22 protein-coding genes and 4 pseudogenes are annotated in these 22140 nt (G+C 60.5%); 10 read left to right on the top strand and 16 right to left on the bottom strand.

The features are described from left to right. Positions 1-27 precede the first annotated feature (27 nt). Genes ILT44_RS25055 through ILT44_RS25040 form a run of 4 tightly spaced genes read right to left on the bottom strand, consistent with a single transcriptional unit; the run spans position 28 to position 4313 of the window. Positions 28-1086 carry an ABC transporter ATP-binding protein gene (locus ILT44_RS25055; protein WP_204242333.1) on the bottom strand — a complete coding sequence of 353 codons (1059 nt, stop codon included), beginning with the start codon at positions 1084-1086 and terminating at the stop codon, positions 28-30. 3 nt (positions 1087-1089) lie between these two features. After that, positions 1090-1974: a carbohydrate ABC transporter permease gene (locus tag ILT44_RS25050; RefSeq protein ID WP_204242332.1), complete on the bottom strand. Its 885-nt coding sequence runs from the start codon at positions 1972-1974 to the stop codon at positions 1090-1092. Beyond that, a complete protein-coding gene (locus tag ILT44_RS25045; protein ID WP_204242331.1) occupies positions 1971-2999 on the bottom strand; it encodes a carbohydrate ABC transporter permease in 1029 nt (342 codons plus the stop codon). The genes ILT44_RS25050 and ILT44_RS25045 overlap by 4 nt, the downstream gene beginning before the upstream one ends. A 57-nt stretch (positions 3000-3056) precedes the next feature. Next, complete coding sequence (locus ILT44_RS25040) at positions 3057-4313, bottom strand: extracellular solute-binding protein (protein ID WP_204242330.1); 1257 nt, start codon at positions 4311-4313, stop codon at positions 3057-3059. A gap of 156 nt (positions 4314-4469) precedes the next feature. Between ILT44_RS25040 and ILT44_RS25035 the strand changes: the two genes are divergently transcribed. Both ILT44_RS25035 and ILT44_RS25030 read left to right on the top strand, forming a co-directional pair. After that, entirely contained in the window at positions 4470-5549 is a 1080-nt protein-coding gene (locus ILT44_RS25035) for a nuclear transport factor 2 family protein (protein WP_204242329.1), read from the top strand. Positions 5550-5893: 344 nt separating this feature from the next. Then, positions 5894-6043 carry a hypothetical protein gene (locus ILT44_RS25030; protein ID WP_204242328.1) on the top strand — a complete coding sequence of 50 codons (150 nt, stop codon included), beginning with the start codon at positions 5894-5896 and terminating at the stop codon, positions 6041-6043. Between the two features lie 210 nt (positions 6044-6253). On the opposite strand, the gene ILT44_RS25025 is transcribed toward ILT44_RS25030, so the two are convergent. The 3 genes and pseudogenes from ILT44_RS25025 to ILT44_RS25015 form a co-directional block, all read right to left on the bottom strand. Further along, positions 6254-7438: a metallophosphoesterase gene (locus ILT44_RS25025; RefSeq protein WP_204242327.1), complete on the bottom strand. Its 1185-nt coding sequence runs from the start codon at positions 7436-7438 to the stop codon at positions 6254-6256. 554 nt (positions 7439-7992) lie between these two features. Continuing rightward, positions 7993-9246: pseudogene (gene glgC, locus ILT44_RS25020) on the bottom strand (glucose-1-phosphate adenylyltransferase); the annotation flags it as partial. A 565-nt stretch (positions 9247-9811) separates the two neighbouring features. Next, positions 9812-10537, bottom strand: coding sequence for a DUF2270 domain-containing protein (locus ILT44_RS25015; RefSeq protein WP_204242325.1), 726 nt, complete (start codon positions 10535-10537; stop codon positions 9812-9814). A 596-nt stretch (positions 10538-11133) separates the two neighbouring features. Between ILT44_RS25015 and ILT44_RS25010 the strand changes: the two genes are divergently transcribed. The 3 genes from ILT44_RS25010 to ILT44_RS25000 all read left to right on the top strand — a co-directional run bounded on the left by ILT44_RS25010 (position 11134) and on the right by ILT44_RS25000 (position 13414). Further along, positions 11134-12189: a sigma-70 family RNA polymerase sigma factor gene (locus ILT44_RS25010; RefSeq protein ID WP_204242324.1), complete on the top strand. Its 1056-nt coding sequence runs from the start codon at positions 11134-11136 to the stop codon at positions 12187-12189. Between the two features lie 582 nt (positions 12190-12771). Next, entirely contained in the window at positions 12772-12975 is a 204-nt protein-coding gene (locus tag ILT44_RS25005; protein WP_204242323.1) for a hypothetical protein, read from the top strand. A 274-nt stretch (positions 12976-13249) separates the two neighbouring features. Further along, complete coding sequence (locus ILT44_RS25000; protein WP_204242322.1) at positions 13250-13414, top strand: hypothetical protein; 165 nt, start codon at positions 13250-13252, stop codon at positions 13412-13414. A 68-nt stretch (positions 13415-13482) separates the two neighbouring features. Here ILT44_RS25000 and ILT44_RS24995 read toward each other — a convergent pair whose 3' ends face one another. From ILT44_RS24995 to ILT44_RS31150, 7 genes and pseudogenes are all read right to left on the bottom strand, one after another. Then, complete coding sequence (locus tag ILT44_RS24995; RefSeq protein ID WP_204242321.1) at positions 13483-13710, bottom strand: hypothetical protein; 228 nt, start codon at positions 13708-13710, stop codon at positions 13483-13485. Positions 13711-13820: 110 nt separating this feature from the next. Further along, the gene (locus tag ILT44_RS24990; protein ID WP_204242320.1) at positions 13821-14315 is read right to left on the bottom strand and encodes a hypothetical protein; all 495 of its coding nucleotides are present in this window, start codon (positions 14313-14315) and stop codon (positions 13821-13823) included. Continuing rightward, positions 14308-14790 (bottom strand): LuxR C-terminal-related transcriptional regulator, encoded by a 483-nt coding sequence (locus ILT44_RS31765; protein WP_204242319.1) that lies wholly within the window; start codon positions 14788-14790, stop codon positions 14308-14310. Before ILT44_RS31765 ends, ILT44_RS24990 begins: the two co-directional genes overlap by 8 nt. A 553-nt stretch (positions 14791-15343) precedes the next feature. Beyond that, positions 15344-15646: a hypothetical protein gene (locus ILT44_RS24980; RefSeq protein ID WP_204242318.1), complete on the bottom strand. Its 303-nt coding sequence runs from the start codon at positions 15644-15646 to the stop codon at positions 15344-15346. A 377-nt stretch (positions 15647-16023) separates the two neighbouring features. Further along, positions 16024-16413: a hypothetical protein gene (locus ILT44_RS24975; RefSeq protein WP_204242317.1), complete on the bottom strand. Its 390-nt coding sequence runs from the start codon at positions 16411-16413 to the stop codon at positions 16024-16026. 181 nt (positions 16414-16594) lie between these two features. After that, positions 16595-17294: pseudogene (locus ILT44_RS24970) on the bottom strand (IS6 family transposase). A gap of 83 nt (positions 17295-17377) precedes the next feature. Continuing rightward, positions 17378-17497, bottom strand: a pseudogene (locus ILT44_RS31150) (IS5/IS1182 family transposase); the annotation flags it as partial. Between the two features lie 275 nt (positions 17498-17772). Between ILT44_RS31150 and ILT44_RS24965 the strand changes: the two are divergent. From ILT44_RS24965 to ILT44_RS24955, 3 genes are all read left to right on the top strand, one after another. Continuing rightward, on the top strand, positions 17773-18609 hold the full coding sequence (locus ILT44_RS24965; protein WP_204242316.1) for a universal stress protein: 837 nt from the start codon (positions 17773-17775) through the stop codon (positions 18607-18609). 172 nt (positions 18610-18781) lie between these two features. After that, entirely contained in the window at positions 18782-19252 is a 471-nt protein-coding gene (locus ILT44_RS24960) for an aminoacyl-tRNA deacylase (protein ID WP_204242315.1), read from the top strand. Positions 19253-19321: 69 nt separating this feature from the next. Continuing rightward, on the top strand, positions 19322-19645 hold the full coding sequence (locus ILT44_RS24955) for a hypothetical protein (protein ID WP_204242314.1): 324 nt from the start codon (positions 19322-19324) through the stop codon (positions 19643-19645). 56 nt (positions 19646-19701) lie between these two features. Here the strand turns inward: ILT44_RS24955 and ILT44_RS24950 are convergent, their stop codons facing one another. Beyond that, positions 19702-19866, bottom strand: a complete 165-nt coding sequence (locus ILT44_RS24950) for a hypothetical protein (protein WP_204242313.1) — start codon at positions 19864-19866, stop codon at positions 19702-19704. A gap of 171 nt (positions 19867-20037) precedes the next feature. On the opposite strand from ILT44_RS24950, the gene ILT44_RS24945 reads away from it, so the two are divergent. Further along, positions 20038-21183 carry an alpha-hydroxy acid oxidase gene (locus ILT44_RS24945; RefSeq protein ID WP_204242312.1) on the top strand — a complete coding sequence of 382 codons (1146 nt, stop codon included), beginning with the start codon at positions 20038-20040 and terminating at the stop codon, positions 21181-21183. A gap of 220 nt (positions 21184-21403) precedes the next feature. Beyond that, positions 21404-21868: pseudogene (locus tag ILT44_RS24940) on the top strand (IS110 family RNA-guided transposase); the annotation flags it as partial. Positions 21869-21925: 57 nt separating this feature from the next. On the opposite strand, the gene ILT44_RS24935 reads toward ILT44_RS24940, so the two are convergent. Continuing rightward, positions 21926-22140, bottom strand: a 215-nt coding sequence (locus ILT44_RS24935) for a DDE-type integrase/transposase/recombinase (RefSeq protein ID WP_204242311.1), incomplete at its 5' end; no start/stop codon positions are given.

Raw genomic sequence — 22140 nt, 5'->3', positions numbered from 1 at the left:
GCGCGGCTGAGAGGCGGACGTTAGCAATCATAACGCGCTCCATCGCAGGCGCTCGCCGGACTGGGCATCGAACAGGTGACACAGGGAGGCCGGGATCTGCGCCGCAAGGGGCTCGCCGATGCGGCCCTGGAAATCCTTCGGCGCCTTGATCGCCACGAGGCTCTCCCCTGCCTGCACGGTCGCCATGGAGGCATCGCCCAGAAGCTCAAGCGAGTAGATTGGTGCAGCGATCTCACCGGCTTGCGCCACGGCCGCGTCCTCTGCCCGGAACCCGAGATGCACCTGCCCGTCGGCGGCGCCGGAGAAGCCTGGGATGCGAACGTTCCGGCCCTCGAACACGCCGCCCCGGATCTCCCCGCGCAGGAGGTTCATGGCGGGGTTCCCGATGAAGCCCGCAACGAAGGTGTTCGCCGGGCGGTCATAGATCTCCAGGGGCGTGCCAACCTGTTGGACGACACCCTTGGACATGACGACGACGCGATCGGCGAGCGTCATCGCCTCGATCTGGTCGTGAGTCACGTAGATCGTCGTCGTCTTTAGTTCATGGTGCAGGTTCTTGATCTGCGCGCGGGTCGAAACCCTCAGCTTGGCGTCGAGGTTAGAAAGCGGCTCATCCATCAGGAACACCTTCGGCTTGCGCACGATGGCCCGCGCGAGCGCCACCCGCTGGCGCTGGCCGCCCGAGAGGGCCGCAGGCTTGCGGTCGAGGAATTCCGTCAGCTCGACGGTCGTCGCTGCCCGCATGACCCGCTCGTGATGCTCCGCCTGCGGGATCTTCCTCACTTTGAGCGGGAAGCGGATGTTTTCGTAGACCGACATGGTCGGATAAAGGCCGTAGGACTGGAAGACCATGGCGATGTCGCGGTCCTTAGGCTCGAGCCCGTTGACCCGCGCCCCACCAATCAGGATGTCGCCGTCGGTGGCATCCTCGAGCCCTGCGATCATCCGCATGGTCGTGGTCTTTCCGCAGCCTGAGGGGCCGAGCAGGACGAGAAACTCGCCGTCCGCGATGTGCAGGTCCATCGCCTTGACACCGATAAAGCTGCCCCAGCGCTTGGACAGACCCTTCAACTGGATATCGGCCATGGTTCAGCCTTTCACCGCGCCGGCGGTCAGCCCGGAGACGATCTGACGCTGGAAGAACATCACGAGGAGGAACAAGGGCGCGGTAACCGAGATCACGGAGGAAACGGCGAACATGACGTTGCCCTTCGTTTGCGTCGTACCCAGAAAGCTCGCGATCTTGGGGATCATAGTTTGGTTTTCCTTCGACAGGAGCATCGCAGTCACGGCGAAGTCGTTGTAGGCGAGAAGAAATGAGAACAGGCCCGTCGTGATCACCCCCGGCCACATGACGGGGATGATCACATGCCGGAACGCCTGGAAGCGCGAGCACCCGTCCATCATGGCGCTTTCGTCGAGATCCTTGGGGATGTTGCGGAAGAACGATGTCAGCATCCAAAGGGTGAAGGGCTGGTTGATCGCCACAAGAACGATGATCGCGGTGGGCAGATGCCCCCAGAGGTTCCACTCGAAGAACGGTAGTAGGTAGCCAGACACGAGCGTGATAGGCGGCATGGCTCGGAACACGAGAGAGATGAGCAGGAGCCAGAAGGCGTAGCGGTAGGGCGAGCGCGACAGCGCGTATCCGCCAAGCGTGCCAAAGGTCAGGGAGATGCACACGACGCACACCACGACGGTGAGCGAGTTCATGGCGGCGCGCCAGAACTCCTCTTGCACCCAGGCCCCGTAATAGCCGCTGCTGGTGAACGAGCCCCCGGTCTCGGCGATGGTCAAAGGTCCGGTAAGCGCGTTGAGCCAGTCGGCTTTCGAGAAGAAGTCTCCCTCGACCTTGAAGCTTCCCCAAAGCGTCCACAGGAACGGGAACGCCGCGACGATGAGCCAGAGGACGAGGAAGCTTGACATCACGACCCGAAGGATCATGGGCCGGCGGTCGGCGACGCGTGTTGTCATGCTCGCACCCTTCCGAAGGCGTGCCAAGTGCGCACGAGCACTGGCGAGATCAGGACGATGATGCCCGCGATGGTGAGCACGGAGGTTGCCGCTGCGGAGGACAAGAGCCGTGTCTCTCCGCCGAGGTCGGAATAGATAAAGTAGCTCAGCGATTTGGCATGCGCCCCGGCGCTGAAGCTGACGATAGGTTCGAAGACCCGGAAGTTGTCCATGATTTTGATCAGGGCCATGAAGGTCGTCAGCGGCAGAAGGTGGGGCAGGATGACGTAACGGATTCGCTCCCACCGGCTCGCCCCGTCGATCATAGCGCTTTCCAGGGTGTCGCCGGGCACGGTCTGCAGGCCGGCATAATAGATGACGAAGGCGAACGGCGCTGACGACCATACGCCGTAGACAATGAGCATGGTCCACATCAGAGGCGTCGAGGCCTTGATCGATAGGCCCGGATCGCCCGCGAGCGCCTGCAAGGCTGCGCCGAGGACGCCGCGGGCATCGATCATCCAGAACAGGATGAGCGCGCCCACCAGCGGCGTCACGATCATCGGCAATAGCGACACGAAGATCACTGGACCCCGGAACAGTTGCGGTAGGGCGTTGACGGCGAGCGCGATGATCAGGCCGAAGGCCAGCGACAGCGGTGTGACGAGCGCCGTGTAGGTCAGCGTGAAGCTCAAGGCGTCATAAAAGGGCAGATTGGTCACTTGCCCGAAGAAGTCTCCAAGACCGGAGGCGTTGCGCCAGATCCCGGCGATCTCGGCGAAGGCGAGATGGTTGCGGTCTGTATAGATGCTCGGCCCCACGAAGCGTCCCATGGGTTCGGCGTCACGCAGGGCCCGCGTCGCCTCCTGGTCGATCTGCGTCGCCTTGGAGCAACCGAAGAGCGTGCAGTTTTCAACCTCGCGGATCACCTGCTCGTGCGGCGCGTAGACCGACTGCGTCAGCACCGACACGATGGGCATGGCGATGAAGAGGAACATCGCCATGCCGGAGGGCAGGAAGAACCACAGGAATGTCTTATGCTTCATGGTTCAGCACACGTTGCACCGTAGGAGACGGACAGGGGCCCAGGCCGTGGGCGACGCTTATTTCAGGAAGCCCTTTTCCTTGGCGGCCGCCGTGTAGGCCGCCTCGATATCCGCGAGCGTGGTCTGGGCGTCGGCCTTGCCGCTGAGATAGCGCGCGACGTTCTCCCCGATGGCCGCGTGCAAGAGCCCCATGTAAGGCAGCATGGGATAAGGTTTGGCTCCGCTTTCCATGGTCAGCATGACGCCCTGGTTCACAGGAGCCGGCTTGTAGCCTTCGATCATCCAGACGGCCTGCCCCATCGTCGCGTCGTTCAGGATCGCGGGGCTCGTTCCGGTTTTCATGGCTACGAATGTAGCGGCGGCATCGGCATCTGGGATGTTCCTAGCCACAGTCCAGCCATCCCACCAAAGCGTAGTCGCTGGGATCTTGCCGCCGCCAATGGTCATAGGCGCGCCGACCTTAGTGTTCTCGTAGACCTCCGGCGTGGAGCCTTGCTTGTCCATGAGCACTCCGGTGCGCGAGCCCCAGAAGTTCATGAGGGCGACATTGCCCGCCTCCCATTCGGCAGCCGTCGCATTGGAATCATGGGTCAGAAAGTCGGGATTCATGTAGCCCGTGAGCTTCTTCATCAATTCCAGCGCCGCCACGCCCTGGCCGTTCTTGACCGATGCCGTCGGCGTGCCGTCCTTGAACAGCTCGCCACCCAAAGCCATGTAGATGTTGATGAATTCGAGACCCAGATTGTAGCCCGTGGCATAGGCTCCTCCGACTGGGTTCTTCATGATGCCGGCGGCCCGGATCTTCTCGGCCGCTTCAAGCAATTGCTCGTAGGTTTTAGGTGGCTCCATGCCGATCTTCTTCAGCACGTCATCCCGATAGACGAGATGCTGTGCATTCGCCATGAAAGCGACGGCCACGACCTTGCCGTTGACTGTGATCAACTGGCGCTTCGGAATGTCCTGGCCGAATTTGGCGACAAGATCATCCAAGGGCCGGATGACGTTGCCGTTCAAAAGAGGCGTGATCGACGATGTCGCGATGATCGCGCTGGTGTATTCCGCAGGATTGCCCTGCATGCCGGGCAAGTTGATCTTTTGATGATCGGCGGTGAGGTTGGCCTTCACCGTTACCTTATCATTGGCGCAGGTGGCGGCAGCCTTGGTGACCGTGTGAATGGCCGGGAATTCGTTACCCACAACGGACACACGGCCCGCAATATCGCCGCAGCTGGCGGACGCAGCCCCTGCGGACAGGGCAAGCAAGGATGACGAGAACAGCGCCGATTGAAACAGGCGCTTCAGACTGATGGTCATGCGGTTACCTCCCAGTAACATGGCCCAAGCGGATCCTCTTGTTTTTGACGTTTATTGAAGGATCGACGAGGCATGGTTGCAATTTTTGCAAACGTATGCAAGAAGTTTTTTCCTGTTCCCCGGCAGCATTGTGACGCCTGCTGATGGAGGGTATCGATGACCCGGTTTTCTGAAGCAGAGGCCTTCCCGACTGGGGCCCAGCGCCGCGCTTTCCTGGCCAAGCTGCAGGGTTTGGCTGAGGCCTCGCCCGGAGAGATCGCGGGCGCACTTTCAGGCTTGGCCGTTGAAAATTCGCAATGGCGTGTCTCGCACCCTATCAATGAAATTGCAGGGAACGCGGCCGCACTAACGGGACTGTGGGCTCCCCTGAAGGCCGCCTTTCCGGACCTCGAGCGCCGCGACGTCATTCTCGTCGCTGGCGCTTATCAGGACCGGCAATACATCGCCGCCGTCGGCCATTATTGCGGCACTATGGCTGGTGATTGGCTTGGGATCCCAGCTAGCAACAAGACGGTCTATCTGCGCTACGGCGAGGTCTGGCAGATCGGGCTGGATGGGCGCGCCGTCCAGGCGAACCTTCTCTGGGACGTCCTGGACGTCATGCGTCAGGCCGGCGTTTGGCCCCTCGCCCCTGTTCTCGGCGTCCCCGAGATGTGGCCAGGCCCCCTCACGGCGGACGGAGTCAGGCTGGCGCCATCGGCGCCCGATGAGGGACGAGCGAGCATTGCTCAGACTCTGGCGATGCACAAATCCCTGGCGGAGCACGACGACCGCAACAGCCTCTCCCGGCAGAGCCTCATCGACATGCCTCAGCGGCAGCATTGGCACCCGAAGATGATGTGGTATGGCCCAGCCGGCATTGGCACGACCCGCGGGCTTGAGGGGTTCGTCGATGGGCACCAATTGCCCTTCCGCATCGCATTTCACCGGCCGCAGGGAACCTTCGAGGAGGTCACGGCTGAGCGCCAGCGGCATGGCGCTGGCCATTACATCCGCATCGGAGATGGCGCCTACTCCGTCACCGGCGGCTGGCCCTCAGTCTACGCGGTGCATGCCGGGGACGGCTTCTGCGGCTTACCTGCCAGCGGGAAGCCCGTCTTCATGCGCGTGATGGATTTTTATCTTCATCATGAAGGTCTGATCCGTGAGAACTGGGTTCCACTTGATATGCTGCACCTTCTGAAACAGATGGGAGTGGATCCTCTTGCACGGATGTCTGAGATCCTCCGGCGCTGATCTCGGCTCTATCGCAGACATCTTGATTAAGCATTTCAGGTGATGATGCCAAGCTTCAGCACGGGGGGATGAAGCGCTCGAGGGCAGCATCTATGCCGACCCGTAGCCCTTTCATGAATGCGGTCGCACCTCGCTTTCAATCTCACTCTACGGAAAGTGGAGCAGATGGTGACCGAGCTCAGAAGCGGAGCTCACATCTTATTAACTTCTCATCTTTGAAATAGTACTGCAGCGTCTCGGTCTTGATTGAAGCTCTCTTGCTGAGCCATTGCTGCGTGGCGCCTCCGATTGCAAAGCTCGTCGTCGGCACTTGAGGGGCTTTCACCCGGATGACCGACCGGCGCATGGACATTATCTTAATCGGACCCGTCGCCTGGTGTGCGCGATACCTGCGCGATCACGGTATGCGGGACGAGCGCGTCGAGCGCTGGACGACTGCAGCTATTCTCGCCGGCATGAAGCGATTGAAGGAATTGATGCAGACTGGAGGCTAGACCATCAGGTGCCAAAATATGTGACATCATTCAACCGCACCGCAAATCGGCTTCCGACCTACGCTACCAAACCTTTGGTCGGCTTCCGGTGAGGTAGTGAAATTCGTTTACTAGCAGGAACGTCCGATGTTCCTGTCCAAAGCAGAAGTTCGGCCCCGTCCGGAATGTACCATAGCTGCCATTTCTCTGGACGGCTTTGTCATCGTCAATTCAGCCTGCGGTGGCCGGAGCAAGCGCCCGCTCCAAGCTCGTCGGCGCATGGGCGGGCGGACCATCCCGCGGTGATGCGCGTCGCACGGTGATGCGGGTCAGTTCGGACGAGCGCCCGAGCCGTAGCGCGAAGCCGGGCCACAATGCCGTGCCGTTGTTGACGTAAAGCGACATGCCGCCGACCTGGTATCGGCCCGAGACGAAGCCGTTGTTGGCGCGCGCAACCAGCCGGTCCAGTCCTGGGATCATGCCGCCGTGGGTATGCCCGGAGAGTTGCAGCGCCACACCGCGTGCGCTCGCCTGCGAGGCGTTCCTCGGCTGGTGATCAAGCAGGATGATCGGTGCGTCGGACGGCGCGCCCGCAAGAGCGGCCGGCAGATCCGGTGCCGGATGGAAGGATCGAGGCGCCGACAGGTCGGTGACGCCGGCCAGCACAAGCGATCCGCCATCACGGGTCAGGACGGTATGATCGTTGGCGAGCGCCTGCATCCCCAGGCTGGCGTAGTGGAGCATCCACTCCTCGTAGCCGAAGAAGTACTCGTGGTTGCCGGGAATGACCCAGACGCCGTCCTTCGCACGCAGGTCGCGCAGCGGCTCCACGTCAGAACGCCGCGCGCCGAATGAGCCATCGATGAGATCGCCGGTGACCACGATCAGGTCGACCCCGAGCGCATTGGACCGCTCTACCACCGCTTGCGTCCACTCCCTGGGAAACAGGCGACTGATGTGCAGGTCGGTCAGTTGCAGAAGCCTGTAGCCGTCGAACTGAGGCGGCAGCCCGGGGATGGCGATCTCGACATCCTTGAGCGGCGGCACACGCGTCGCCTGGTACACGCCGACAGCCGAGAGCAGCATGGCCGCCGTCGCGGCCGTGTAGCGCAGGCTGCCCGGTATGGCTCCGCCGCCCCGGAACAGCAGCGAGATCAACGCGATCACATCGAGTGCGATCTGCATCGCCGCCAGCAGCACGATCGCCCCGAATGCCCAGTTGAACATCAGCACGAGAGCACGGGGAAACTCGGGCGAGAAGACCGAGCCGGACGAAAGGCGGCTCCAAAGATGGTATTGCGATGCCACGAGCACGATGATGGCAAGGGCAATCTTCCCGCCCGGCGCCCACGGAAGCGGCGACACGAACCGCGCCAAGACATAGAGGGCGGGCAGTGCGAAAGTCAGGTGGAACATGAACGCCCTTGGATCGAGGAGATAGTGACCGGAACGGTCGGTGGAAGTTCGATTACCGGGAACGGTCGACGGGGTCGATACAGAGCCTGTCGCGCAATCCCTGAAGTTCCGCCGCAGGATTGGGTACTCGGCGCGGCGCTGTCACCTCACGATGTCGAGACCCGCTCTAGCCACCCCTGCTTCAGAATTCCGGCCTCATCGCTCCTGAGCGCATCGGAACGGCGGCCGAGCTGCCTACCAGCTGCATGTGGACCACCTGGAAGGGCTTGAGCTCTGGCCTGAGGCAGGCGCTGGCGGCCTGCTGATCATCTCCGACCCCCCTCCCCGGAACGAACCGACCCTGACACGCTCACGGTGCGGGCTGACGTAATTTGCCCAAGGCAAGTCGAAGACGGCCGAAGTTGAACGCAGCTTCTGGCTACTTATTGGCTACCTGGGAGAAAACGGCTCAAAGGGCAGATGCCGGTAACCCTTTGAAATTTTTGGTGAGCGCGCTGGGACTCGAACCCAGGACCCTCTGAATAAAAGTCAGAGGGCCTCCTGCTCGTCTCTTTAAGTTTATCGAGCATGGGCTGGGTGATCAGGCAGATGCCACTCTCGGTGCGGCGAAAGCGCTGCGCATCGTGGTGTGGATCCTCTCCAACGACAAGGCCCTCCGGAATCCGCACGCCACGATCAACAATGATCTTCCTCAGCCTGGCCGAGCGGGCGATCTCAACCCCAGGCAGCACCACCGCCTCGTCCAGCTGCGCACCCGGGTGAACGCGTGTGCCGGTAAACAGCAGTGAGCCCCGCACCACTGCTCCCGAGACGATGCAGCCGCCGGACAGAACTGTGTTGATCACCTCCCCTCGCCGGCCGGCCTCCTGGATCACCTTGGCCGGCGGAGTGATCTCGGCATGGGTCCAGATCGGCCAGGCGGTATCATACAGGTCCAGACTCGGGGTGGCCTGTGTCAGATCGATGTTGGCCGCCCAGTAAGCATCGAGCGTGCCAGCATCGCGCCAGTAAGCTTCAGCCTCATGGGAGGAGCGCACACAGGAGTGTGGAAACCGATGCGCCACAGCCTTACCATGCTCCACAAGGTAAGGGATGAGATCCTTGCCAAAGTCCCGGCTCGAGCCTGGTGTGGCGGCGTCGCGCCGGAGCTGATCGATCAGCACGCGGGTTGCAAACACATAGATGCCCATGCTGGCCAGCGCTATCTCGGGCTTGTCGGGCATGCCGGGTGGATCCTTCGGCTTTTCCAGAAAAGAGAGGATGCGATCCTGCTCGTCGATTGCCATGACGCCGAAGCTGCTCGCTTCAGCCCGGGGCACCTCAATGCATCCCACCGTCACATCGGCCCCTTGGCTGACATGCTGCTGGAGCATGAGCTCGTAGTCCATCTTGTAGATGTGATCGCCCGCCAGGATCACGATGAACTCGGGCCCATAGCTCTCAATGATGTCGATGTTCTGGAAGACCGCGTCCGCTGTGCCCCCATACCACATGGTCTCGGAGACACGCTGGCTGGCCGGCAGGATGTCGAAGCTCGCATTGCGTTCAGCTCGGAAGAAGTTCCAGCCGCGCTGCAGGTGGCGGATGAGGCTGTGAGCCTTGTACTGCGTGGCGACCGCGATGTGCCGGATGCCGGAGTTCAGCGCATTCGAGAGGGCAAAGTCGATGATGCGCGACTTGGCCCCGAAGTACACGGCCGGTTTGACGCGCTTGTCGGTGAGCTCCAGGAGACGGCTGCCGCGGCCGCCGGCCAACACATAGGCCATGGTCCGTCGGGCAAGCGGGGCGGAGGCAGGGATCTGGGGCATTGGCGCTTCCTCTCATCCGACAGAGCTCTTCTGGTCGGCTAAGCTTGTACGCTCAGAGATGATGGGAAGTTCCTTGCCGGCAAGGGAGGGTGCCTGATTGTGCCAATCTCTTAAATCACCAGAGCGGCGATTGAGTTGCCGAAACAGCTCGGCTTAAAGGCTGTGGCTCCGTCCCGTGCGCCTCAGCGAAGTCTCTCATCGTGAGGTGGTCTAGGGTAACTGAGCGGTCGCCACTACTGGGGACCACGCGGCGCTCAGAAGGGGTTGGGCGACGATAGCGCCAATGAGGCCTAAGGAGGCTACAGCGAGGCCGATACAGCCGCACAGGCGAAGACGCTGCGGGTCGGGCATGGATCACCCTATCAAGCATCATTGATGGGAGACAACGCCTCGAGCGCACACCAGTTGCAGCGAGCGGAGTGCACAATCTCCGCACAGATGCAGCAGGGCTTCCCCTGTCCCTTCTGTCCATCCCTAGGCAGTGATGCCACGCCTGCTCAAGGTACCAGCAGGCTTGGGGTAAGCGTCTTCGATAAGGGAATGATCATTTACCAACTCAGTCCTGTCACACATGGACATTGCCGAAGGCTAGTTCGCCCTCCCCTTTCGGCCGGCGCAGGGAGGCAAACAGAACCCAGCCATAGAAGAGCGTGACCGCAAGGATCACGATCCAGCCCGGCACCGGGCCGATGGCAGCGTTGCGCACCCACTCCCCGACCGAGCCCACGATATGAGCTTCCGTGGCACTTTCCTGCATCCGGATGAAGGTGGTCTTCACCAGCCAGGCCATGAGCAGGATCAGGAACAGCCAGCAGTAGTTACGTCGCATACGACGGGAGATGGCTTGGCTGTTACTGGTCAGGAACAAGGGTCGTCTGAGATCGTCTCCGAGCTTGTGGATCCAGTCATCCGTCGTTCCCTTCTCAGGCGAAAAGATCTGGGCAAAGTAGTTGCGCTCCATCTGGCGCACACGGTTCCGGTAGACGTCGAAGAAGCGATAGCGCCGTGCCTCGATTACCAACAGCAGCAGCACGAGAACCATCGCGAAAAGCAGCACGCCGTGGTGGGCGGTCGGCGTCGATAAGGAGACCGATAGCATAGCCGCAACCACGGTAATCGCCCAGTTCGTGGTGCGATCGATCCGGTCGCGCCACCCGGCCATGCGGGCAATCTCGGCGCGGTGGTAATGCGCTATGGCGTTGATGAACTCGGTCGATGTGCTGGGAAAGACCGGTGTCATGATGGTCGGGCGTAGATGATGTAACGGGTTCTGCTCGCTCTTCGGCCGCATAGTGTTCCTCCCTCCACTCTGGACGGCATTCGGACACTCTGGGTCAGCGCTGAAGGCGCGTCCTGGCGAGGACATCATGGGTATGATAGCATCGGCCGACGGTGGTTGCAGATCAATCCTTCACGCTCATCTGTCGAGTAGGTCTGTCAACGGTGAGATGGTGTGTCTGGGTCAGTCAGATCTTGGGTCTTTGGCGCCAGCGGCTCCTCGTCACCCAGGCAAACCGAGGCTGATCGCCCCCACTCGCCCCACTTCCCAAATGCTGTAACCGGGGCAGATTAAGGGGCGAGGGATTCCTCTGGACGGGCATTCATGATTCAATCCATGCATGACAGAGCCGCACTCTGGTCTTGCCAAGCCCCAGTCCCAGAAGGCTCTGCGCCGGCTAGTCTCAGTTTTGGCCGGTACGCCCGAGCGCGTGGAGCAGGAACTCTCACAGCTGCGGACCCACAATCAGGCTCTGCAAGAGGAGCGATGGTGCGCTTGCCTCAGCAAGGGGTCAAGCCGTCAGCAGCCTCCTGTTCCACGGTTGAATGGGCTGGCTGACTGGCAACCGGAGGTGTATGGTGAAGCTGTCGCTAAGGTGGAGCGAGGCGATGACCCAAGCCGCTCGCCAACACAGCCATCCCATTCGCACAGAGATAGGTCGCAGCCGCTCTGCACGACGCAAGCTGGCGCGGCTCCGTCACATCCATCCGCTCTCGCACACGCAGCACCTCGCCCTTGTTGAGGAAGTCCGCGTAAGCCGTTGCTCGCAACAGGTGCGCCACCAGCTTCCCGCCTTTCTGCCTCATCTGCGGAACTTTGCCCTGTCTCTGACCCACGATCCTGTCAGGAGCGATGACCTTGTCCAGAGTACCGTGCTGCGGGCGTGGGCAAACCTGGATCGCTTCCAGCATGGCACGAACCTGGAGGCGTGGCTGTTTACGATCATGCGCAACAGCTTCTACTCGGAGTACCGCCAGCGCAGATGGGAGGTTGAAGACCCAGAGGGCAGTTATGCCAGCACCCTGATGACTCAGCCAGTGCAGGAGTTCGGGCTGATGCTGCAAGACCTTCAACAGGCGCTCGTGCGCCTGCCGCCAGACCAGCGCGAAGCTCTCCTCCTGGTGGCTGAGCGGGGCGGGTCCTACGACCATGTGGCGGCTCTCTGCGGTGTGGCGGTAGGCACAATCAAGAGCCGGGTGAACCGAGCACGAAACCAACTTTCAGAGATGTTGCAGATGGAAAACCGGCACGATCTTGGCCTGGATTGCCTGATGCAAGCGGCGCTGCAACAGCGAAACACCGCAGCTTTCGATGCACAACCGTCGCTGGCCTCGCGCAGAATGGAGGGTCACATGCCATCCTCAAAGTCTGAGAAACCACAGGATCAGGCGAAAGCAGCCGAGAGGGCACCCCAGGAGCAGACATCGGCCTTCCTCAAGCCGCTCCAGCCCTCGCCGGAACTGTCGGCCATTGTCGGCACGGCTCCCCTGCCGCGTCCGGAGGTAGTGAGCAAGGTCTGGGAATACATCAAGAAGCACAAGCTCCAGAACCCGCAGAACAAGCGCGAGATCATGGCGGACGAGAAGCTTCAGGCGGTGTTCGGAGGTAAGAACAAGGTGAGCATGTTCGAGATGAACAAGCACCTCGCACAACATCTCAAGTGAATGCCTCATGCCACGAGCTGAATCAAACCTCTCAGCGATCTGGGTTGCGGCGTTATGGCTGAGCCGCACTTCTTAATGCAACAGCATGAAGGCGGTCGCGGATTGCTGCTTCACGCAAGTAATGGGCCGCAGATTGCAAACGGGCAGCCTGATCCTCTCGCTTCTGTTCGACCAAGTGCTTGACCCTACGCTCCAGCCTTGCAATCGCACGATCCCGACAGTCGGCCCAGTGCTCAAGCGCCTGCGCTTGCTGAAGGAGTTCTGGCTGATCGCACACCTCAATCATCTGCGTACTAAGCATGCTGCCTCTGGACGAACAGCAACCTCGCAGAAAATTACGTCTGAACAGAGGCTGCTGAGACTTTTGTCTCGCGAACGGAAATTTAGAGGGAGGTCCGGTGTTCAGGGAGCAGTTTACATAGGTTAAGAAAAGTGGGAACGTGGCCGCTTCCTGAGTGCTGGTCTTCCCATAGAGCCACTGTGCGTTCTAAGCCCCAATAAAGGGCTCCGATCATCCTCAGGTGTCATCATAGGTTCAGTTCAAGCGCGAGTCCCGGTGCGGTTTTCGAGGCGAGGTGTCCCATGACGCACAAGTTCCAGGTCGGCCAGACGGTACTCCCAGCCCATCCCAGAGCAGCCAATCCCAGCACCTACGTAATCGTCCAGGTGCTGCCCGAGACCTCGCACGAGCGACAGTACCGGATCAGGGCAATATCCAGTGCAACCGAGTGCGTCGTCGCCGAGACGCAGATCAAGGCAATGGAAGCAGAGCCAAGCCTCTCGTGATGCGCCCACCCCAGCAAGGGGTATGCCATGCCCGTAGACCTTCCGCCGAAACCAAGTGGTCATGAGATCGTTCCCGTGAATGGACTGTTCTCTCGCATTCTGAACTGGACAGCCGTTGTGGTCAGCATTGGCTTGTGCTGGTGGGCTGTGATCCTGTTCCTCTAGTGGCAGACTGATCTCAGCGGGAGCGCAGGGCCAGATGCACATGCTGCTTGACCTGAATCGGGAGCAATCAGGCGTTCTCAGGCGAGCCTTAGAAGCGAGAACGCGTGACATGCAAATGCGCTTGGGAGGCGACCCTGGTGATGAAGGATTCCGGCGCGAAGCGACACTCTCGACCCAGCTTCCGCGACAGGTCGAGGCCCTGGAACGACGGGCAGGTTACCGCTCTTGGGACATTCTGAAGATCGAGTCTCTGCCGGAGGATGACGAGAACTAAGGGGAAGCAACCGGTGGTACTGACCTTCCTTTGATCGCGTGTTCAAGCTGGTCTGCCTCATCGAAGAATTACGCGTGGGCGGGGTGTTCCTCTGCAAGAGTTCCGATCAGACGCAGCAGTTCCTGCTGCTCTGGGCCTATGCCCCGTCCGAGGAAAGCTACGATATCCTCATGCTCTACCTTCCCTCCCGACGCCACATTGGCTTCATGACGGATGAACACGGCCCCTGATGGGTCTGCAATCAGGTACCAGCGGTCGCCGCTTGAGCTTTCATAGAGCTTACGCGTCTTCTTCATGCGGGCTCCTCTCGGATGAACATGATACACCCACTGTACCGCATCCTGGCAGAGCGCAGAAAGCGGCCTCTGGGTCTCTCGCTATAAGGAACCGGAGATGTACCCCTGGGCTACTTCTTCCGACCAAACAAGGTAGCGAGCAGGCCACCCTGCTTATTGGCAGGATGCGACTCGATAGCGACCGGAGCTTCCTCAGAGTTTGTCTCTGCTCCGGATATTTGTTCGATCTCCGGTCCTAAGGAGACAGCCAGTTCAGCCGAAAGAGGGTCATCCACCTCTTGGACGATTGATTCTCGTGCCTCCGGTGCCGTTGGCACCGGCTCGCGTACCATGATCTGCCCTGTAGTCGAGAGGATCTCGATCCGACCTGGAAAGTCGTTCCGGCACTCGTAGCGAACATAGTCCTGGAAACCGGGCCTGATCCGATGCTCACGGTCAAGAATGACTTCGTGCGTGACTTCCACGGCGAAAAAGCGCCCTTCTGCTGATGTCACATCGGCTCGCCTAACCACCCCCTCGAAGAAGCTCTTCCATGAACCGGGTGGGTGGAAGTGGACGCGAACCTCATCCCCCACCGCAATCTTCATCGCCAGTGTCTCAGACATTCAGGTCAGATACTCCGGTTCTCGGCAGGCGCTGAGAGGCCCACATCGCCGCTTGGGTGCGGTTTGCCGCGCCAATCTTCCGCAGGATGGCTTTGACATGGACCTTCACCGTGGCTTCCGTCACGTCGAACTTCCGAGCGATAAGCTTGTTGGGTGCTCCTCCCTTGAGGCAACCCAGGATTTGCGCCTCTCGCGCCGACAGCTTGCATTCCTTCAAGTCAGAAAGCTTCGGCTCTGCCGTATTGTCCTGAAGCGGCTGGTCCTGGGGAGCCCTACTCATGATCGAGCGCACGACCTCAAAGGGTAGAACACACTCGCCCAGCATGACCAATTCCAAGGACTTGATCAGAACCTCAGGATCATTGGCGGTTAAGCAGAAGCCGTTCACGCCCACCTCATGTGCCGCGCGCACGAAGTCGAGGTCGAATTGATCCGCCAGAGCCACGATCAGGGTCTCTGGCGAGCGCTCTCTCACTTGCTTGATCACCTCAAGCACCCGCCCGGTGCTCTGGGTTGCTTCAATGAGAAGCAAGGCGGTGTTGAGGGCACAATATTGGAGCCGCTTTGGCCCTGTGACCGACGCTGCCTCGTCAATCGCAAACGGCGTGTCCCGAAGGATGTGCTGAAGTCCAGAGCGCAGAAGAGCGCTGTCACAGATCAGAGCCGTTGGGACGGCTGGCGCAGGGCTGCGAGGAGGCGTGACAGTGTCAGATGAGGTATTGTAAACAAGCGTGAGCGTCTGCGCAGTCATCCGTGCCCCCTACTGAGATTTTCCCGTTAAGAGAAAGTAAACAAGTAGCAGGAACTCTGTCTGTCTGAATCCCGACAGAATGTACTCAGCCAAAAGTCCTAAGCTGTACTTTCAATCACATTAACGTGACTAAGCTTGACCGTAATCAACGTAGATTATTAACCTTGCTTCAACACCGCTGAAAACTGCCAAACAGCAGCCAAAAAGAAGCACCCTTGAGGGGGCTTTAAGGTCTCAGCCCGCCGGAACCGACGACCCGATGAAAGTGAAGTGCGGGTCAGCCCGTTGCCTGAAGGTTGCCCGACACCGCTGATGAGAGGTGGCTCTGAAGTTCGGCAATCAGCGCCACATAGGGCTGACGCCGCTCGCGGTGCCTTCGGAGCAGGGTGTCGATGATCTGCCTCTTCAGCGCAGGAGCAGTCCTGCCGCGCTCCACCCGTTGCATCTCATGCTGGTGCTCAAAGTCCAGATTGGACAGGGTGCGTGACGTGCTCTGCAACAGAGCATGCAAATCGAAGGGGCGCTCTGCGCCCACGATCAGGCGGTTCAGCGCAGGCGAGACATACTGCTGGTTCTGCATTACGGCCCTCGGCTGGCCGCGCTGAGCCGCACCCTTATTCAGGTGCTTAAGCTCAGCACGTGTCCATTCTCAAGAAACGGTTCATCCCTAAACTATTCTGCTTCAGCAGACAGCGACCATGTCACAGTTCCTGATCCTCTCTGTGGGAGGTCAGGTGGTTGGCGGCGGCACCCGCCACTGACTGTTTGCTGAAGACGCGCCGGGAGATACTGAAGATTGAGGCTCCTGTCTGTTGGATACCCGACAAAGGCGATTACTTTTTGTAGAGGTCGGCGTGTCGCAGCCGAACTTCCTCCGAAACAGCATCAAGGGGCACTGGCCACAGGAGCACTACGTCAATCAGCAGCTACAGGCACTTCTGAGGCCGTGTTGAAGGGCTAATTTCGTGCAGCCCCAGCCAAAGGTGTACCGGGAGGGAGGTTGCACCGTTCCCGAAACACCTGTTGGGCGGCAGCAAGATCAGGAACCCAGGTCTCGAACCGTGCTGTCATCGCACCACGGCCCACAACATTCAGGGATTGAAGCCCCATGGTGTGCAGCGGCCCTACGAGGCTGTCGCCTTCGCCGAAGAACAGGGTGCCATCCTCCCACTCAAGCACCACGAAGCCTTTTTCCGTCTGAACGATGAAGTTCTGGCAGAATGGCTTGAAGTCGAAAACAACCGTGCCGGTGAAGTTGGGATTGCCGGGACCGGTGGTGATGAGGCCCACAAGAGCGATCACAAATGCAAGACACCAGAGGCCGAAGGCCAGGAGCAGCTTTGTCATCGCAGGTCCCCTCGCAATGCAGGAGAGAACGCCCAGATCGACGCGGCGGGAACTTTGGGAAGATTATATCCCTTTCTGACACTCTGCGCGAATGTTCCTTTGTCATTGTCGTGTCTACAGGGCTAACCGACACCGTTGCAGTAACTTGAAAAGGGCATGACGAACCCGTCGATCGGGTCATTCAAGCTGCAAGACCAAAGAGTTGATTAACGAGACGGACTTCGCCTGCCGCCTGACGTTTCCGCTGGATGCAATGACCGCGGCGGATCATGCGCATGGTTTCAAAACCATTCAGGGTCACGGCGGCGGTTTTCATCGTCTGGAAGCCACGCGTCGGCCGGATCACCCGCTTGAGAGCGCCGTGATCCGCCTCAATGATGTTATTCAAATATTTCGAGGTGCGGTGTACCACATCGTTCGGCAACAGCCCTTCGTTCTGCAGGCGCCGGATCGCCCTGGAATACGACGCCAGCTTATCCCTCGTGATCGATGATGGTGGATAGGTGCTCATCGCCTTTACGGCCTTACGCGAGAAACGATAAGCGGCGTTGGCATTGCGGCGATCGGACAGCATGAAGGCGATCAACTGACCGTGCTTGTCGACTGCGCGGAACCAGTATTGCCACTTGCCCCCGACGCGGATGTAGGTCTCGTCCACTCTCCAGGAGCCTGAGCGAGATCCCTGGTAGGGCCGGATCCGCTTCTCGATCTCTGGAGCATAGCGCTGAACCCAACGGAAAGATCGTGGATGGGTCAACGGCGACACCGCGTTACTGCATCATCTCGGCGAGATCACGATAGCTGATCCCATACTTGCAGTACCAGCGCACGCAGAGAAGGATGATCGTGACCGGAAAGCGGCGGCGCTTGAACAGAGACAACAGGGCGGCTCCTCGATTAGCCGCCCTTCCTAACCCGCCAAGGTTAATGCAACGGAGCCCTCGCGCAGGCGCTCCGGGGCTGGCCCGGACCTCGTTCGACGGCGCAGAAACGGTCGCACCAGGTCCCATTCGGCATCCGTCAGGTCGCTCGGGTAGCGCAAACCTGGGCGAGCGTAGAGACCTCGGTTCTCTGGGGTCCACATGGGCGCCTCCGCAAATCGGCGCCAACCAGTGAATCACAAGTCATTGCTCGGATTCAACTTTCACTCGGACAGGCTCTGAATCTGGGAGACGAGCCGCGGACAGCAGCACTTAGATCTTCGGTAAGCGCATGGACCCGGCAAACCTGATCGCGGTCAGAGGCCTACGTAGCGTCAGGTCAGACGGGCCATGAGAGCCTGTCAGCGACAACGCCCTGCCGAAAGAGTATAATCCCCCTCAGCTTCTGGGCAGCCGTCATTCGGTATGGAGGTGAGCCATGAGGTCGATCCTGGTTCCAGTGGAAGAGCATCGTCTCATCCAGCCTGTCCTGGAGACGGCACTGCTGCTCGGGCGAGCCCTGAACGGCTACCTGGAAGGTATGGCGATCACGCCCAACCTGCCACCCTACATTGCCTCCGACCTTGCTGTCGGCGACATCTCATTTCTCGATCCTGAGGTGCGGCGGCAGCGGGCGGATGCGTCCCGACGTCTCTTTGAGACATTCATGACAGCGCAGCGGGTTCCGCGGCTCAACGCGGAAGCTATGGGCCTGTCCTTTGGCTGGCGCGGCGGGGACCTGGCGGAGGACGATTTTGTCGGCCACTATGGACGGGCCTTCGACATCACCGTGCTCGGGCGGCCGAGCGATCAGGCCAATGAGCCGCGCCCGCCTACGGTCGAGGCGGCGCTGTTCGAGAGCGGTCGGCCGATTCTGCTCGTGCCGCCGACCCCGCCTGCCACCCTTGGCACAACCGTGATGATTGCCTGGAACCGGAGCACGGAGACGGCCCGGGCGGTGGCCTTAGCCATGCCGCTTCTGGCTGAGGCGCAACGGATCGTCGTGATCGACTTCGAGGACTGGGGCGTGTCCGGCCCCTCGACCCAGGATCTCAGCCGCACCCTTACGTACAATGGCTTGCCGGTGGAAACACGAACGGTCCCGAACCCGCACGGGCATGCCGGCGAGGCTATCCTGTCGGCGGCGGCTTCCCTCGGCTGTGATCTGCTGGTCAAAGGCGCCTACACCCAGAGCCGGTTGCGGCAGTTCATCTTTGGCGGGGCCACCAGCCACATTCTATCCAACACCACAGTTCCTGTCCTGATGGCGCACTAAGCTGCGGTAACCTAGTTCGCCACCGCGGCGGATCACCAGACGGCAAGTTCGATTGTCGCTGACGAGCCAGAGGCGTATAATGGCGGATGCCAAGCAGCCGCGCCACGCGGCGCCGGTCTATCAGGACATGCCTCGTGACGCAGGAAACGCCTTGCCCCATGGGAGGCACGTCATGACCATCGCACCCACACTCCAGAAGTACATGGACGAGCAAGGGATCCGGTACGATCTGGTCCCGCATGAACCGACGATGTCGGCGCTGGGGTCCGCCCACGCAGGTCACATCCCTGGTGATAGGCTGGCCAAAGCCGTCGTGCTCAACGATGGTGGCCGCTACACGCTCGCCGTACTCCCCGCCTCGCATCATCTCCAGCTGTCAGATCTCAGGACGGAGCTCGGGCATGGGATTCACCTGGCCAGCGAGCCGGAAGCCGCAGACGTCTTCCGCGACTGTGCGCTCGGCGCGGTTCCGCCGGTGGGCGCCTGCTATGGGCTGGATGTGATCATCGACACCAGCATCGACCAGCAGCAGGAGCTGTACTTTGAGGGTGGGGACCACGCGACGCTGGTTCATGTGAACGGGGCCGAGTTTGCCCGGCTCAATCCGGGGGCCCAGCACGGATCCTTCAGCGCCCGCACTTGAATGCGTGGCTCGGGCGGCCGAATGCAGACATGGGCCTGACAAGGTTTTGCCCACGCAGGGAGAAGCACGATGAAAGCAGCTCTGGTGTTTGCCGGCAGCGGACCGATCGTGATCCTGACCTCCTATCCCTCGTTGTCAGATCCTGGTTTGCTGCGGGCGCTCAAGGCGCATGGGGTTGGCAAGTTCATCGCCTATGAGCTTCCACTCGACACCGTAGCGGCCCGCTATGGCGGCCACTTCCAGGTGGTGATGAACGACGCCCGCGACAGCGATGACCTGCGGGTGCTCGACGTCAATGGCGATCGTGCCTTCCGGCTGTTCCGGTTCTCCGAGCTGGGTCCGCCGGTCATGCATGACGACGAGCACCCGGATCGGGCAGAGTCGGCAGCCTGAACGGCTGTGTTGCAGTCACTCGGATAGCGCACATTGGGCCTAACCCAAGAGGCCATTCAGGCAGCAAGGCTGAACTGCTGAATGACGAGACCGATTTCGGCTGCCGCTCCTGGCGCTCGCAGGTTGCAGTGGCTCCGGCGGATCACGCGCATGACCTCGAGACCCTTGCTCGTTGCTGAGGTCGGTTGCATTCTCTCGAAGCCGCGCATCGGCCGGGTCATGCTCTTGAGGGCACCGTGATCCGCTCGGCCAGGAAGTTCGGACCTGATGATGCTTGGCGCCTTCTTCGTAAGCCGCCACGCCCAACTGGCATTTGGCACCTGACGATTTTCAGTCCACGATTTCCTGCGGCGCGGCTATGGCCTCGTCCAAAACAAAAGAGGTCAAGCGCCGTGCGTCTGAAACATTGCCTCAATTTTCGTGATTTCCGCCGCCTGGCCAAAAACCGCCTGCCTGGTCCGATTTTCAACTACATTGACGGCGCCGCCGATGACGAAGTCACCTACCGTCGCAACACGGCCGCCTTCGATACTTGCGACCTCGTCCCCAACGTGCTGCGCGGTGTCACCGAGGTCGACCTTTCGGTGACAGTCATGGGCCAGAAGCTGGCAATGCCGGTTTATTGCTCGCCCACCGCCCTCCAGCGGCTGTTTCATCACCAGGGCGAACGAGCCGTCGCCGCGGCAGCCGCACGTTTTGGTACGATGTTCGGCGTGTCTTCACTGGGCACAACAAGCCTGGAGGAAGCGCGCCGGATCAGCGCTACGCCTCAGGTCTATCAATTCTACTTCCACAAGGATCGCGCCCTTAACCGGGAGATGATCACCCGGGCCAAAAAGGCTGGTGTCGAGGTGATGATGCTGACCGTCGACAGCATCACGGGCGGCAACCGGGAGCGTGACAAGCGCACCGGTTTCTCGATCCCGTTCAAGCTCAATCTCGCTGGTATTACCCAGTTTGCCATCCGCCCGGCCTGGGCGTTCAACTATTTAACGCACGAGCCGTTCAAGCTGCCACAACTCGACGGTCATGTGGACATGGGTCGTGGGACCATGTCGATCAGCCGCTACTTTACCGACATGCTAGATCCGTCGCTGGCATGGCAAGATGTCGCTCAGATGGTTGACGAATGGAACGGTCAGTTCTGCCTCAAGGGTGTGATGTCGGTGGAAGACGCCAAGCGGGCGGTCGAGATCGGATGCACCGGGATTGTCCTTTCAAATCATGGGGGGCGGCAGCTCGATGGCTCCCGCACCGCCTTTGAACAGCTTGCGGAAGTCGTTGATGCCGTCGGTGACCGCATCGACGTCCTTATGGATGGTGGGGTGCAGCGGGGTAGTCACGTCCTCAAGGCGCTTTCGCTTGGGGCGAAGGCCGTGGGCCTCGGTCGGTACTATCTGTTCCCGTTAGCGGCTGCCGGTCAGGCTGGGGTAGAACATGCACTGGAGCTGATGCGCACAGAGCTGGAGCGCGATATGAAGCTTATGGGCTGCACCTCCATCGATCAACTCACCCATGACAATTTACGCTTCCGCTGAGTCTTTTCGGCACCGTCAACTTAACTGAGTAGAGGCAGTTCTTAGCTATTCCGCGATGGGTCTAAGCTATTGAAAATGCGTGCCCCCGCTCCGGACCTAAACACCGGCAAGCGCAAGTAAAAGCGTTAAGTTGATGGGGTGGACGCTCCCTGCTCACCGGCATCAAAGTGCCAAAGGGTGGTCGTCATGAAGATCGCCACAAGGAGAGGGAGCGTCCGCTATGCAGATTACCACAGTCGGCCTCGATCTGGCCAAACACATCTTCCAGGTGCACGCGGTTGATCAGACCGGCCAAGTCGCGGTTAGGAAACGGCTGCGCCGCACGGAAGTGCTGTCGTTCTTCGCATCGTTACCGCCGTGCCTGATCCGCATGGAAGCGTGTGCGACCTCTCACCACTGGACCCGAGAGCTGATCAAGCTGGGCCATACGGTCAAGCTGATGCCGCCGGCTTACGTCAAAGCCTATGTCAAACGCGGCGAGACCGATGCGGCCGATGCGGAAGCGATCTGCGAGGCCGTGGCCCGTCCAAGCATGCGCTTCGTACCGGTCAAGTCGGCCGAGCAGCAGAGCACCCTTATGCTGCATGGAGCTCGCGATCTCCTGATTGGGCAGCGAACCGCCCTGATCAATGCCCTGCGCGGTCACTTTGCAGAGCTGGGCATCGTGGTGGCGCAGGGCGCTCGCAACGGCACTGTTGCAGCAACTTGAAGAGGGCATAACGAACCCCGTCGAACGGGTCGTTCAAGCTGCAAGGCCGAAGAGTTGATTGACGAGACGGACTTCGCCTGTCGCCTGACGTTTCCGCTGGATGCAATGACCGCGGCGGATCATGCGCATGGTTTCGAAACCCGTCAGGGTCGCGGCGGCGGTTTTCATCGTCTGGAAGCCGCGCGTTGGCTGGATCACGCGCTTGAGCGCGCCGTGATCCGCCTCAAGGATGTTATTCAAGTACTTTG

The sequence above is a fragment of the Microvirga arvi genome (assembly GCF_016892765.1).
GTDB classification, from domain to species: domain Bacteria; phylum Pseudomonadota; class Alphaproteobacteria; order Rhizobiales; family Beijerinckiaceae; genus Microvirga; species Microvirga arvi.
This window is presented reverse-complemented; position numbering and strand designations above follow the sequence as displayed.